Raw genomic sequence first — 12,706 nt, forward strand, 5'->3', positions numbered from 1 at the left:
GCTTGGCGTCCTCCTGAGCGCGGCGCGACGGCTTGCGCCCCTGCCATGCGTAAAAGCCGCTGCGAGAGACATTGAAGACCCTGCAAAGCAAATCCATCGGGTATCCGTCGAGTCGCACCGACTTCATGAACGCGTACCTGGCAGCGACTCCCCCGCAAAGTACGCCGTTGCCTTTTTTAACACTTCCTTTTCCATGCGTTCAACAGCCCTCGCCTGATTTCGGTGTACAAAGTTTGACACCGCTCTCTTGCCAATCTAAATTTTCATTTGCAGAAGCTGGCCCTGTTGATGTTGGCGAGCCCTATCACGAAATCCGAGAAGCTAGTCCATCAGTTCTCCCCATGGACGACCGCGCAGATCGCACGGTATTCGTCCCCACCTACGATTGGCTCTGTTCGCACCGTTGCCTACTCCGGTTACGGTGCAAACATATCCTCACAGTCCGAATCGCCAAGCGCTGAAGTCTCAGCCGGCACAATCATTCCATTTCGTCGATTGAAGGAGCCACCTATGAATGCCCGCGCACTGACCTCCCAGGAAATGATGACACCCGGCCGCGTGCTCATTAAACGCAAGCAGCTGCTGCAAAAGGTGCCGCTTGGCGAACGCACCATTCTCGAACTCGAACGTGCGGGAAAGTTCCCCAAACGTTTCTCCATCACGACACGGGCCGTCGCCTGGGACCTGCACTAGGTCGACGCTTGGATCGCGCAACAACAGGCCGCAGCAGTTCCGCAGCCCGCACCAGGCCCTAAGCGCCCTTGACCCAAGCGTCGATCATGTCGGCCCAGTCCTGCAGCATGGCACGCCGCTGCTGCGCGTACTCGGCCTTGTTGTAGACGGCGCGTACACCCTTCTGCTCATGGGCCAGGCATTTCTCGATCCAGTCGATGTTGTAGCCGGCTTCGTGCAGAAGGGTCGACGCAGTACGCCTCAAGTCGTGCGGTGAAAAGTCGGCCAGCGGCCGGCCCGCAGCACGCGCCACGCGCGACACCGACGTCGTCACCTGGTTCAGCGTAGCGTTCGAGATCGGCAGGTCGGCGTCGTACCTTGATGGCAGCACGTAGCGCGAACCAGCAGCGCAGGTGCGCAGCGCGATGAACATGTCGATGGCTTGACGGGAGAGATACACGTTGTGCGGGTTGCGCCGCTTTATGCGCTCTGCGGGGATGGTCCAGATGCCGTGCGTAAAGTCGAACTCGTCCCAGGTCGCGTCCGTCAGTTCGGATTTACGGACTAAGGTCAGGAGCAGCAGTTTGACCGCCAGCCTTAGCGTGGGCGCGCTTTGCACCTGCTCCAGGAATTCGTACAGCCAGGGGATCTCCGTACTGCTCAACGCCCGGTCGCGCGGCTGGAACGTGGCAATTGCGCAGGGCGGCACCTTGTCGGCCGGATTGGGGTGTTCGTGCCCGCGCTGGCCGGCATAGCGAAACACCAGCATCACGATCTCGCGCGCGTGCACCGCCGTGGCCGGCGCGCCGCGCGCCACGATCTTGTCGCACAAGGCACGCAGTTCCTCATGCGTGATCTCGTGCAGCAGCAGCTTGCCGAAAGGTCGTTCCAGGTCGCGCTCATACACCGAGCGCCCCATGTCACGCGTCGATTCAGCCATGCGATAGTTGGTGAGCCAGCGCTCCGCCCACTCCCCAAAGGATTCCTCCCCTGCCCGGCGCTGCTTCTGGCGCCGTTTGTGCTGCATGGGCGATAGACCGGACGCCACCAGCTTCCTGGCCGCATCGAGCTTTTCGCGCGCCTCTGCCAGCGTCAGCCCGTCCCTGCCATAACGACCGAGTACCAACGTCTCCTGGCGCCCGTTGATCCGGTAATTGAACCGGAACGACACCACGCCGGATACAAGCACCATGGCATACAGGCCGTCGCGGTCCACGACCTTGTAAGCGCGCGGCCCGGGCTTCAAATTCCGCAGTTTTGTGTCTGTCAGCATATTTCACTCTCAACCGGCACCATCATCCTGCCTATTTCCCACATCAAATCAACAAGTTAGCGGCACTAAAAAAGCCCGCTTTCGTGGTGGAAAACGGCCAAAAACCGTGTTCCAATACCATCAGCGAAAATGATGATGAATCGGGCGCTTTTCCCAATCCAATCAGTGACTTACGCGATTTCGATACCATCAACCGTTTGTGACACGTTTGATGGCATCGGAGAGCCGCGGCAAACACGGTCCCGCAGTACCATCCAACGCACCACCAAAAGGAGCCGCTTGGGGGTGCCTGACGTTGCCAGATTTCGCCACCAGAAATGAAAAAAGCCCCTGAAAAATCAGGGGCTTGGCTCTGGATTTTAACCGAGTGCTGCTAGTTGCAGCCTAATGGGAAATTATTCCCACTCGATGGTCGCCGGCGGCTTGCCGCTGATGTCGTACACCACGCGGTTCAGGCCACGCACTTCATTGATGATGCGGTTGGAGACCTTGCCCAGCAACGTATGTGGCAGGTGCGCCCAGTGTGCAGTCATGAAGTCCTGGGTCTGCACGGCGCGCAGGGCCACGACGTAGTCGTAGGTGCGGCCATCGCCCATCACGCCGACCGATTTCACCGGCAGGAACACGGCGAATGCTTGCGAGGTAGCGTCGTACCAGTTTTGCGGAGCGTCTTCGCCAGCCATGACGGCGCCTTCGTATGGGGTGTTGCGCAGTTCTTCGATGAAGATGGCGTCTGCGCGGCGCAGCAGGTCGGCGTATTCCTTCTTCACTTCACCCAGGATGCGCACGCCCAGGCCTGGGCCCGGGAATGGATGGCGGTACACCATCTCGTGCGGCAGGCCCAGTGCCACGCCCAGCTTGCGCACTTCGTCCTTGAACAATTCGCGCAGCGGTTCGAGCAGCTGCAGCTTCATGGTCTCCGGCAGGCCGCCCACGTTGTGGTGCGACTTGATGGTCTGGCCTTTCTTGCCCTTGCCTGCGGATTCGATCACGTCAGGATAAATGGTGCCTTGTGCCAGCCACTTGGCGTTCACCAGCTTGGCCGATTCGGCCTGGAACACTTCGACGAATTCGCGGCCGATGATCTTGCGCTTCTGCTCTGGATCGGTGACGCCGGCCAGGTGGCCCATGAACTGTTCGGTCGCATCGACCTGGATCACTTTCACACCCAGGTTCTTGGAGAACATGTCCATCACCATCTTGCCTTCGTTCAGGCGCAGCAGGCCGTGGTCGACAAAGACGCAGGTCAGCTGGTCGCCGATGGCGCGGTGGATCAGGGCTGCGGCCACGGAGGAATCGACGCCGCCGGACAGGCCGAGGATCACTTCATCGGTGCCGACCTGGGCGCGGATCTTCTCCACCGCTTCGGTGATGTAGTCCGGCATATTCCAGTCTGCCTTGCAGCCGCAGATTTCGTGCACGAAGCGCCCCAGCATGGCCTTGCCCTGCACGGTGTGGGTCACTTCCGGGTGCCACTGCACGGCGTAGAACTTGCGGTCTTCGTCGGCCATGCCGGCGATCGGGCAGGATTCGGTGGACGCCATCAGCTTGAAGCCGGCCGGCATTTCCAGGACCTTGTCGCCGTGGCTCATCCAGACCTTCAGCATGCCGTGGCCTTCGTCGGTGACGAAGTCGTTGATGCCGTTCAGCAGCGCAGTGTGGTTGCGTGCGCGCACTTCGGCGTAGCCGAATTCGCGTACCAGGCCGTTTTCCACTTTGCCGCCCAATTGCGCAGCCATGGTCTGCATGCCGTAGCAGATACCCAGCACCGGCACGCCGATTTCAAACACGGCTTGCGGTGCGCGCGGGGAATCGCCTTCCAGCGTGGAGTTATGGGAACCGGACAGGATGATGCCCGATGCGCCGTAGTTGCGAATGAATTCGTCGTCTACGTCGTACGGGTAAACCTCGGAGAACACGCCCGCGTCGCGCACGCGGCGTGCGATCAGCTGGGTCACCTGGGAACCGAAATCAAGAATGAGGATTTTTGAGTGCATAGCGGGGGCAAAAAAAAATTGCGGCGACACTTGGTCGCCGCTTTGCGGGGATACTTATTCGGAGCGGTAGTTCGGCGCTTCTTTGGTGATCTGGACGTCGTGCACGTGCGATTCGCGCATGCCGGCCGACGTGATCTCGACGAATTCTGCTTTCTCTTTCAGTTCGTCGATGGTGGCGCAACCGCAGTAGCCCATGGACTGGCGCACGCCGCCCACCAGCTGGAACAGGATCGCCAGCACGGAGCCTTTGTAGGCCACACGGCCTTCAATGCCTTCCGGTACGAACTTGTCCTGCTTGGCGCTGGCGTCCTGGAAGTAGCGGTCGGCCGAGCCATCGGCCATCGCTCCCAGGGAGCCCATGCCGCGGTAGGACTTGTACGAACGGCCCTGGTACAGGATCACCTCGCCCGGTGCTTCTTCGGTCCCGGCGAACATGGAGCCCATCATCACGGTGGATGCGCCGGCTGCCAGTGCTTTCGAAATGTCGCCCGAGAAGCGGATGCCGCCGTCGGCGATACATGGAACGCCGGTGCCCTTCAGTGCTTCTGCCACGTTGGAGATCGCGGTGATCTGCGGCACGCCCACGCCTGCAACGATACGGGTGGTGCAGATCGAGCCTGGGCCGATACCGACCTTGACCGCGTCCGCGCCGTATTCCACCAGCGCTTTCGCAGCGGCGGCGGTGGCGATATTGCCGCCGATGACGTCAACATGCGGGTACTTGGTCTTGATGTACTTCACGCGGTCCAGGATGCCTTGCGAATGGCCGTGGGCGGTGTCCACCACCAGCACGTCCACGCCTGCTGCTACCAAGAGGTCGATACGCTCTTCATCTTTCGCGCCGACGCCGACTGCCGCGCCAACCAGCAGTTTGCCGTGCTGGTCTTTCGATGCGTTCGGGTGTTCGGTCGATTTCTGGATGTCTTTGACGGTGATCAGGCCGCGCAGTTCAAAAGCTTCATTCACCACCAGTACGCGCTCCAAGCGGTGCTTGTTCATCAGGCGCTTGGCTTCTTCGGTATTGGCGTCTTCATTGACGGTGACCAGCTTTTCACGCGGGGTCATCTTGGCGCGCACTTCGGCGTCCAGCTCTTTCTCGAAGCGCAGGTCACGATTGGTAATGATGCCGACCACTTCCTTGCCCTGAACAACCGGGAAGCCGGAAATACCATATTGCTCGGTCAGCTTGATCACGTCGCGGATCTTCATGTCCGGAGGGATGGTGATCGGGTCGCGCAGCACGCCGGCCTCGAAACGTTTGACCCTCGACACTTCACGCGCCTGGTCTTTCGGCTTCAGGTTTTTGTGAATGATGCCGATGCCGCCTTCCTGTGCCATTGCGATCGCCAAACGGCTTTCGGTAACGGTATCCATCGCTGCGGACAGCAGAGGAATGTTGAGGGAGATGTTACGGGTCAGGCGAGTCTTGAGGGACGTATCCGCAGGCAGAATGTTGGAATACGCGGGGACGAGGAGCACGTCATCGAAAGTGAGTGCTTTTTGGAGCAGACGCATAGTATTTCCTATAGGCGCAAAAGCAGATTATACAGGAAACATTCGCTTTCGTCTCGGCAATCCTCAAACCGCTGCTGGACGGCCTGCTGACAGTTGATCTAAACTGGCGCCTACAGATAGCGCTATCAGGCATTCCAGGGGACATGAAAATCAATACCAATTTGCGCGTCGTCGTCATGGGCGTCAGCGGGGCCGGCAAAAGCGAAATCGGTAGGCGACTGGCCGCCGAACTCGGCGTGACTTTCCTGGAGGGCGACAGCTATCACCCTCCGGAAAATCTGGCCAGGATGTCAGCCGGCATTCCGCTGAATGATGACGACCGCGCCGGCTGGCTGCAAACGCTGCGCAAAGAGATCAGCGCTGCCCGCGAACGTGGCGAGGGCCTGGTGCTGTCCTGTTCATCGCTCAAGCGCCGCTACCGCGACCTGCTGCGCAGCGGCGATCCCGAACTCCGTTTCGTCTACCTCCATGGCGAGCGCGATGTGCTCGAACAGCGCATGCACGCCCGCCCCGGCCACTACATGCCGGCCTCACTACTGGACAGCCAACTGCGCGACCTGGAACCACTCCAAGCCGACGAAGCCGGTATACGCCTTGACCTGACCCAGTCGCCGCAAGCGCTGGTGGACACCATCCTGCAAACCCTGCAACAGCAAGCCTAAGGGGTAACCCGACGATTCTTTTGGGAAATAAATTTGACAACAGGGGGATTTCGGGGTGAAATGTACACTCTCACCCAAGGAAATCTCCCTATGAATCAACGTATTACCCGCCTGGCGCTGGCAACGGCGCTGATTGCCTGCACTTCCCTCGCCCAAGCGCAGTGGATGTGGGTGAACGAAAAAGGCGTGAAACAGCTGTCGGACCAGCCGCCTCCACCCGGCACGCCGCCAAACCGCATCCTGAAAGCCCCGCGCGGCGCGCCCGTAGCCGACATGCGCAAGGATGTGGCTGCAACGCCTGGCGCCGAAGGCGAAGAGGTGCCGGCATCCGACGACAAAGCCGCGTCTGCGAAGCCTTCGTTGGCGGAACGCAACGCGGACTACAAGAAGCGCCAGCAGGAAACGGCTGAAAAGACCGCCAAGGCCGCTGAAGATGCCAAGCGCGAAGCCGAGAAGAAGAAGTACTGTGCGGAAGCCAAGAGCAACATCGGCATGCTGGAAAGCGGCATGCGCGTTTCCGAAATGGGCCCGAACGGCGAACGCAACTACATGTCCGATGAATCCCGCGCACAGAAGGTCAAGGAGCAGCGCGAGTCCGTCAACAGCATGTGTAAATAAGCAGGAACGCGTTAAGCCTTCTTCGCCCGGCGGCGCCGGGCGTCTTTCGGGTCGGCGATCAGCGGCCGGTAGATTTCGATCCGGTCGCGCGCGCGCACCACCGTATCCAGCGTCTTTTTCTTGCCGTAAATTCCAACCGGCATCGTCACCAGGTTGATCTCAGGCGCTTCCTGCAGGATGCCGCTGATTTCGATGGCCTGGCCGATGGTGGTGCCCTCATCCACTTCCAGCGCATACAGCAGAGGCTGCGAAGCCGGTGCATAGCACACCGTAATCTTGATGCGGTCAGCCATAGACAGTCTCGGCACGTTTGCAGAAGGAGTCGACCATGCTGTTGGCAATCATGCCGAATACGGAGCCGATCACCTGCTCCAGCAGTTTGCTGGAAAACTCGTAGTGCAAATCAAGTTCGACCTTGCAGGCATCTTCGCGCAAGGCCTTGAACGTCCAGGTGCCATCGAGGGTTTTGAACGGGCCGTCGACCAGCTTCATGCGGATTTCGCTGAACGGCGTATTCGAGTTGGAGGTGGTGAAATGCTGCTTAACACCATGGAAATTGATCCCAACGCTGGCCACAACATGGTTCTCACCCCGTTCGCGGACATCAACTCCGCCACACCAGGGCAAAAATTTGGGATAATCCTCGACCTTTGCCACTAAATCAAACATTTGCTCGGCGCTGTATCCCAGGAATACCGACTTGTGCACTACTGCCATTGAGTAACCGTTTGCTATGATGTTGTCCAAAGAACCCGTAGTTTAACCGACCCACGCATTTTTACCCATGTCCATTGCCGATAATCGCAAAGCCTTCCACGACTACTTCATTGAAGACAAGTATGAAGCCGGAATCGCGCTCGAAGGTTGGGAAGTCAAGGCGATCCGCGATGGGCGCGTTCAGATCAAGGAAGCTTACGTTACCATCCGCGATAACGAACTGTACCTGTTTGGCGCGCACATCAGCGCCCTGCCTACCGCTTCCACCCATATTCACCCGCAAGCCGTGCGTACCCGCAAGCTGCTGCTGCACCGTGCCGAGATCGACAAGCTGGTCGGCAAGGTCGAGCGCTCCGGCTATACCCTGGTGCCGTTGAACCTGCACTTCAAGGGCGGCCGCATCAAGTGCGAGATCGGCTTGGCCAAGGGCAAGAAGCAACACGATAAGCGCGCCTCGGAAAAAGACCGCGACGCCAGCCGCGAAGTGGCGCAAGCTATGAAGCAACACCGTCGATAAACGGAAGGCTAGCTACGTTTCCAAGCAGCAACGCGAGTGCTACACTCAGGTAAAAGGAGATCGTCAATGCGAGCTGTTGCTGTCCTACTTCTTCCTCTTGCGCTGGCAGGTTGCGCCTGGTTCTCCGACAAGCCCCAGGAAAACAATTACGCCGCAACGTCGCAGAACCAGTTTGTCGGCGCCAGTTACAAGGCCGCCGACGCCCTGCTCTCGCAATTGAACGGCCGCCTGGCGGGTGACAAGCCGCTGATCATGGCGACCGTCGTCAACATCGACGCGCTGGACCAGAGCTCCACGCTGGGCCGGCTGGTTTCCGAACAAGTATCGACCCGTCTCGCCCAAGGCGGGCTGCGCATGCTCGAAATGAAGCTGCGTACTTCGCTCTACATGAAACGCCAGCAAGGCGAAATGATGCTCACGCGCGAAGTTGGCGAAATGGCGCACAACCACAATGCCCAGGCGGTGGTGGTCGGCTCCTACGGCGAAACCAATGACGCCGTCTTCGTCAACATCAAAGTGGTGCAGCCGCAAACCAATCAGGTGATGGCCGCTACCGATTACGTGCTCGCCAAAGACAGCGTGGTGCGTTCTATGCTGATGGGACGCTGAGCAGGTCGACCAGCAGCGGCAGGACCTCCTGCGCGGGCAGCTCCAGTTTCAGTGAAAGCAGGTCGTCGGCGCGGGTGATGCCGGCGTTGATGGCGGCAATCGGCTTGCCCGAAGCTGCAGCCATGCGGCAGAAGCGGTAGCCGGAAAACACCATCAGGGAAGACCCGACCACCAGCAGCGCATCGGCGGCCTCCATTTCAGCCAAGGCCTGCGCCGTGCGCGCGGCCGGCACGTTATCGCCAAAGAAGACCACGTCCGGCATCAGCACGCCACCACAGGCGGCGCACGCCGGCGCATGGAAATCCTGCAGCGCATCCGGTTCGATGGCGGCATCGCCATCAGGAAGCGGCTGGGCCAGCAGGTCCGCCAGATCCGGATTGTCGTGCTCAAGCTGCGGCTGCAGGCTGGCGCGCGAATAGCGGGCCTGGCATGCGAGGCAGATCACATGGTGCAGGTTGCCATGCAACTCGATCAGGCGCTTGCTGCCCGCGCGCTGATGCAGGCCATCCACGTTCTGTGTGATCACGCTATGCACGTGGCCACCGGCTTCCAGCTCGGCGATGGCGCGGTGGCCGGCGTTCGGCTCGGCGCGCGAGACTGTGGGCCAGCCCACCATGCTACGGGCCCAGTAACGGCGCCTGACCGCCTCGTTGCGACGGAATTCGGGGCCCTGGATCGGGGTACGGCCGCGCCGCACGCCGTCCTTGTCCCTGTAGCCGGGGATGCCGGAGGCAGTACTCAGCCCAGCGCCGGTGAGAACCAGCACGCGGCTGTGGCGCGCCAGCCAGCGCGCCAGTTGAGTCTCACTCGGCTGCGGCGCATCCATTTGGCTTGAAGACGCGTTCGGTCGATGCCGGGTACTTTTCAAGCTTCGATGCGGCACGGGTTGGACGCGGAGCGAAGTCGCCGCCGCAGTTCGGGCATTTGCCGTGCAGCGTATCGTTCACGCAATCGGCGCAGAAGGTGCATTCGAATGAGCAGATCAAGGCGTCCTGCGCACCAGGCGGCAAGTCCTTGTTGCAGCATTCGCAGTTGGGTCGCATTTGCAGCATGTCGAGGTTCCTTTATTGATGTCGGTAGCTGATTGCGTTCAGCAAAGCGCTGGTGGTGTCGATGTCGGCCAGTGCCTCGTTCGTCGCGCGCCCAAAGCTGCGCTCGCGGATACGCGTCAGGCGCTCCAGCAATTCCTGCTTCGGCAAGCGCGATTGAACGATGGCCGACGGGTCGATGCCCTGGTAGCGTCCACCGCTCGTTTCCAGCGCATCTAGCAGGCGCCTCACTTCAGCATCGGCTAAAGCGCCCTTGCCTGCTTGCGGCGCCGGTTGCTGCGCAAGCTGCTGGCGCATCGGAGCGAAGAACGCCACCGCTTCTTTCGACAACCCTTGCGGCTTGAGTGCCAGCAGCGCTTGCCGGCCCTGCGGGCCGCCGGAGCGCACCAGGAAGTTCACTGCCCGCGTGAAGGTCTCCATGTCGGCGCTTTGCAGCAGCGGCTCAACCGCAGGCACGCTGGCTGGCGAGCCGACGATCTGCAGCACATCGAGAACCGGCTTGACCAGCGCCGGGTCGCGCAATTGCGCGACAAGATGGCGCTCGCCTGCCGCGCCAAAGCGGCCATACAGCAAGGCGCGCACACCGGTTTCGTCGATCATCGAACCCTGCTGCGGCAGCGGAATGGTGACGGATTTGCGCAGGAAGATGCGGTCGATCAGGGGCAGCAGGCGTGCATCCTGGCTTGCCGCAGCGGCATGCATCAGGCGGAACAATTGCGGGCCATCCAGCGCCGCATCGGGATTGATCGCTAGTGCGGCCTGGACGGCGAGCGGCTTGTCGGCTTCGGCGCCATAGGCGACCAGGAAGCACGCAGCGTCCAGCAGCAAAGGCTGGCTGGGGCGCGATGCGCGAAGTTCCGCGACCAGTTCGCGGCGCAGCAGCGGGAGCGCGTTGTCGCGATAATCGCCAAAGAAGCGCCAAGCGGCATCGAGTTCACGGCGCTGCGCACCCGCCGCAGCAGCATTCGCGGCTGGCGGCATGGCGCGGATCTGGGAGATGCGGCCGCTGACAGCAGCATCGGTAGCGGCATCGCCCGCATGCGCCGACCACGCAGCGGATGCCAGGACGACGGCCAGAATGCGCTTCATGCCGACAACCTGCGCTGCAGGTCGGTCACGGTGGCGCGCCAATCCTCGAAATGCTCGCTGTCTTCCCACAATTCGCGCAATTCCGAAGCTTCCGACAACACTAGCGCCAACACGCGCTGTGCCTTGTCGGCGATATCGGCACGCGGCTTGCTCAGCTTCGCCTGCACCTCGGCCACCCACTCATCGACGCGCCCGGAATCCTCATCCTTCGCACCGCCCTTGCCCTGCAGGCGCGACCAGGTTTCCACGGCGGCCAATGCCTCCGCGCCAAACGGCGCCTCCAGATACTCGGTGGTCTCCGCCTGCAACACGTTGTTCAGCGTGTCCTCGATAAAGTAAAGGTCCCTTGACTCCTGCAGGTCTTGCGCCCAATCCTGCGCGAAATCATTGCCAAACGGCCCAACAGCCCAGGTTCCCACATGCGCCTCCTGTTCGATATAAGGCCGCATTGTACGCAATTACGGCACAGCCCGTGTCCCACCGTGGGGACACACCCGAAATGGGACACGAGCTCATGCGAACTACACTCGAGGCCGTGTCCCGAAACGGGTGTGACCCCATTGTGGGACACGGCCTCGGCCATCGCTATTTTTGGGTTTTGACGACTTGCAGGGCGGTGGCGATCAGGCTGCTCATGTCGCCGACGTTGGCGGGGACGATCAGGCTGTTGTTGGTCTTGGCCAGTTGGCCGAAGGCGTCCACGTATTGCTCGGCCACTTTCAGGTTCATCGCCGCTTCGCCGCCCGGTTGCTGGATCGCGCTGCCGACCTGCTTCAGCGCGCCGGAAGTCGCTTCCGCGATCGCCAGGATGGCGGCGGCTTCGCCTTGGGCGCGGTTGATGGCGGCCTGCTTGTCGCCTTCGGAGCGGGCGATGGCTGCTTCGCGTTCGCCGGTGGCGATATTGATCTGCTCCTGCTTGCGGCCTTCGGAGGCGGCAATCAGCGCGCGCTTGCCGCGTTCGGCCGTGATCTGGGCTTGCATCGCGTGCAGGATTTCCTGCGGCGGCGTCAGGTCCTTGATTTCGTAGCGCAGCACCTTCACGCCCCAGTTGGCGGCCGATTCGTCGATCGCGTTCACCACGGTGGTGTTGATGTGGTCGCGCTCTTCGAAGGTCTTGTCGAGCTCCATGCGGCCGATCACCGAACGCAAGGTGGTCTGCGCCAACTGCGTAATCGCGGCAACGTAGTTGGTCGAGCCGTACGAGGCGCGCATCGCGTCGGTCACCTGGAAGTACAGGATGCCGTCCACCTGCAACTGCGTGTTGTCCTTGGTGATGCAGACCTGCGACGGCACGTCGAGCGGGATCTCTTTCAGCACGTGCTTGTAGGCGATGCGGTCGATGAAGGGCACCACGATGTTCAGGCCGGGCCCCAGCGTGGCGTGATACTTGCCAAGCCGCTCCACCACCCAGGCGTGCTGCTGCGGCACCACGTTGATGGTCTTGAAGACGAACACCAACGCTACGATGAAGATGACCAGCGTGACTGTGCCAAAACTGAATTCCATTCACTTCTCCTTGTTATGCGCCGACGATCAGCCGGCTACCGCGAATTTCGCGAATCTTGAATACGCCCGGCGCCGCGGCTTCGCCCGGCGCAAGTTCGACGTCCCACATGGCGCCGCGGTACATCACGCGCGCGACGCCGTCCTGCCAGGCCGGCACGTTGACGCTCTGGCCGATGTCCAGGTTGACGTCCGGGTTGGATTGAGCCGGCGGCTGCGTGCTCTTGCCAAAACGGCTGCGGCGCAGCAGCAGCGTCGCAATCGCCGCCACGATGGCCGCGACCAGCATCTGGCCGGGCATATCGACGCGGGCCAGCGCAGCCAGGGCGCCCGCTCCCATGCCGATGGCAATCATCAGCAGGTAGAACGTGCCGCTAAACAGTTCGAGAGTGACCAGCACGCCCGCGCCAATCGCCCACAACATCCAGTCAGCCATCTCAATCTCCAAAAGTAAAAAAACCCCCGTCGCCGACAAGGCCACGGGG

The 12,706-nt window shown here is 61.1% G+C and carries 16 protein-coding genes; 5 read left to right on the forward strand and 11 right to left on the reverse strand.

The genetic code is table 11. The features are described from left to right. Positions 1-510: 510 nt before the first annotated feature. Entirely contained in the window at positions 511-693 is a 183-nt protein-coding gene (locus tag BM269_RS06975; RefSeq protein WP_229204527.1) for a helix-turn-helix transcriptional regulator, read from the forward strand. A 58-nt stretch (positions 694-751) separates the two neighbouring features. Here the strand turns inward: BM269_RS06975 and BM269_RS06980 are convergent, their stop codons facing one another. From BM269_RS06980 to guaB, 3 genes are all read right to left on the reverse strand, one after another. Then, positions 752-1,945, reverse strand: coding sequence for a tyrosine-type recombinase/integrase (locus BM269_RS06980; RefSeq protein ID WP_090436310.1), 1,194 nt, complete (start codon positions 1,943-1,945; stop codon positions 752-754). Positions 1,946-2,340: 395 nt separating this feature from the next. Continuing rightward, complete coding sequence (guaA, locus tag BM269_RS06985; protein ID WP_090436311.1) at positions 2,341-3,942, reverse strand: glutamine-hydrolyzing GMP synthase; 1,602 nt, start codon at positions 3,940-3,942, stop codon at positions 2,341-2,343. A 54-nt stretch (positions 3,943-3,996) separates the two neighbouring features. After that, entirely contained in the window at positions 3,997-5,457 is a 1,461-nt protein-coding gene (gene guaB / locus BM269_RS06990) for an IMP dehydrogenase (RefSeq protein ID WP_090436312.1), read from the reverse strand. A gap of 143 nt (positions 5,458-5,600) precedes the next feature. Between guaB and BM269_RS06995 the strand changes: the two genes are divergently transcribed. Then, a complete protein-coding gene (locus tag BM269_RS06995; protein WP_229204528.1) occupies positions 5,601-6,119 on the forward strand; it encodes a gluconokinase in 519 nt (172 codons plus the stop codon). A gap of 90 nt (positions 6,120-6,209) precedes the next feature. After that, positions 6,210-6,737, forward strand: a complete 528-nt coding sequence (locus tag BM269_RS07000; protein ID WP_090436313.1) for a DUF4124 domain-containing protein — start codon at positions 6,210-6,212, stop codon at positions 6,735-6,737. Positions 6,738-6,748: 11 nt separating this feature from the next. On the opposite strand, the gene BM269_RS07005 is transcribed toward BM269_RS07000, so the two are convergent. After that, entirely contained in the window at positions 6,749-7,030 is a 282-nt protein-coding gene (locus BM269_RS07005) for an RnfH family protein (RefSeq protein WP_090436314.1), read from the reverse strand. Continuing rightward, the gene (locus tag BM269_RS07010; RefSeq protein ID WP_057262688.1) at positions 7,023-7,454 is read right to left on the reverse strand and encodes a type II toxin-antitoxin system RatA family toxin; all 432 of its coding nucleotides are present in this window, start codon (positions 7,452-7,454) and stop codon (positions 7,023-7,025) included. The genes BM269_RS07005 and BM269_RS07010 overlap by 8 nt, the downstream gene beginning before the upstream one ends. Before the next feature lie 67 nt (positions 7,455-7,521). On the opposite strand from BM269_RS07010, the gene smpB reads away from it, so the two are divergent. Both smpB and BM269_RS07020 read left to right on the forward strand, forming a co-directional pair. After that, entirely contained in the window at positions 7,522-7,971 is a 450-nt protein-coding gene (gene smpB, locus BM269_RS07015) for an SsrA-binding protein SmpB (protein ID WP_090436315.1), read from the forward strand. A 66-nt stretch (positions 7,972-8,037) separates the two neighbouring features. After that, a complete protein-coding gene (locus BM269_RS07020) occupies positions 8,038-8,580 on the forward strand; it encodes a FlgO family outer membrane protein (protein ID WP_090436316.1) in 543 nt (180 codons plus the stop codon). Here BM269_RS07020 and BM269_RS07025 read toward each other — a convergent pair. The 6 genes from BM269_RS07025 to BM269_RS07050 form a co-directional block, all read right to left on the reverse strand. Continuing rightward, positions 8,561-9,406 carry an NAD-dependent protein deacetylase gene (locus BM269_RS07025; protein WP_090436317.1) on the reverse strand — a complete coding sequence of 282 codons (846 nt, stop codon included), beginning with the start codon at positions 9,404-9,406 and terminating at the stop codon, positions 8,561-8,563. The genes BM269_RS07020 and BM269_RS07025 overlap by 20 nt on opposite strands. Beyond that, positions 9,384-9,632: a DUF1272 domain-containing protein gene (locus BM269_RS07030; RefSeq protein WP_090436318.1), complete on the reverse strand. Its 249-nt coding sequence runs from the start codon at positions 9,630-9,632 to the stop codon at positions 9,384-9,386. Before BM269_RS07030 ends, BM269_RS07025 begins: the two co-directional genes overlap by 23 nt. A gap of 12 nt (positions 9,633-9,644) precedes the next feature. Then, positions 9,645-10,718 carry a hypothetical protein gene (locus BM269_RS07035; protein ID WP_090436319.1) on the reverse strand — a complete coding sequence of 358 codons (1,074 nt, stop codon included), beginning with the start codon at positions 10,716-10,718 and terminating at the stop codon, positions 9,645-9,647. Continuing rightward, on the reverse strand, positions 10,715-11,137 hold the full coding sequence (locus BM269_RS07040) for a DUF4259 domain-containing protein (protein WP_090436608.1): 423 nt from the start codon (positions 11,135-11,137) through the stop codon (positions 10,715-10,717). Before BM269_RS07040 ends, BM269_RS07035 begins: the two co-directional genes overlap by 4 nt. Positions 11,138-11,303: 166 nt before the next feature. Further along, the gene (locus tag BM269_RS07045; RefSeq protein ID WP_090436320.1) at positions 11,304-12,224 is read right to left on the reverse strand and encodes an SPFH domain-containing protein; all 921 of its coding nucleotides are present in this window, start codon (positions 12,222-12,224) and stop codon (positions 11,304-11,306) included. A gap of 13 nt (positions 12,225-12,237) precedes the next feature. Then, a complete protein-coding gene (locus tag BM269_RS07050) occupies positions 12,238-12,657 on the reverse strand; it encodes an NfeD family protein (protein ID WP_090436321.1) in 420 nt (139 codons plus the stop codon). Positions 12,658-12,706 lie beyond the last annotated feature (49 nt).

The sequence above is a fragment of the Duganella sp. CF458 genome, from assembly GCF_900113115.1.
GTDB lineage: Bacteria > Pseudomonadota > Gammaproteobacteria > Burkholderiales > Burkholderiaceae_D > Rugamonas.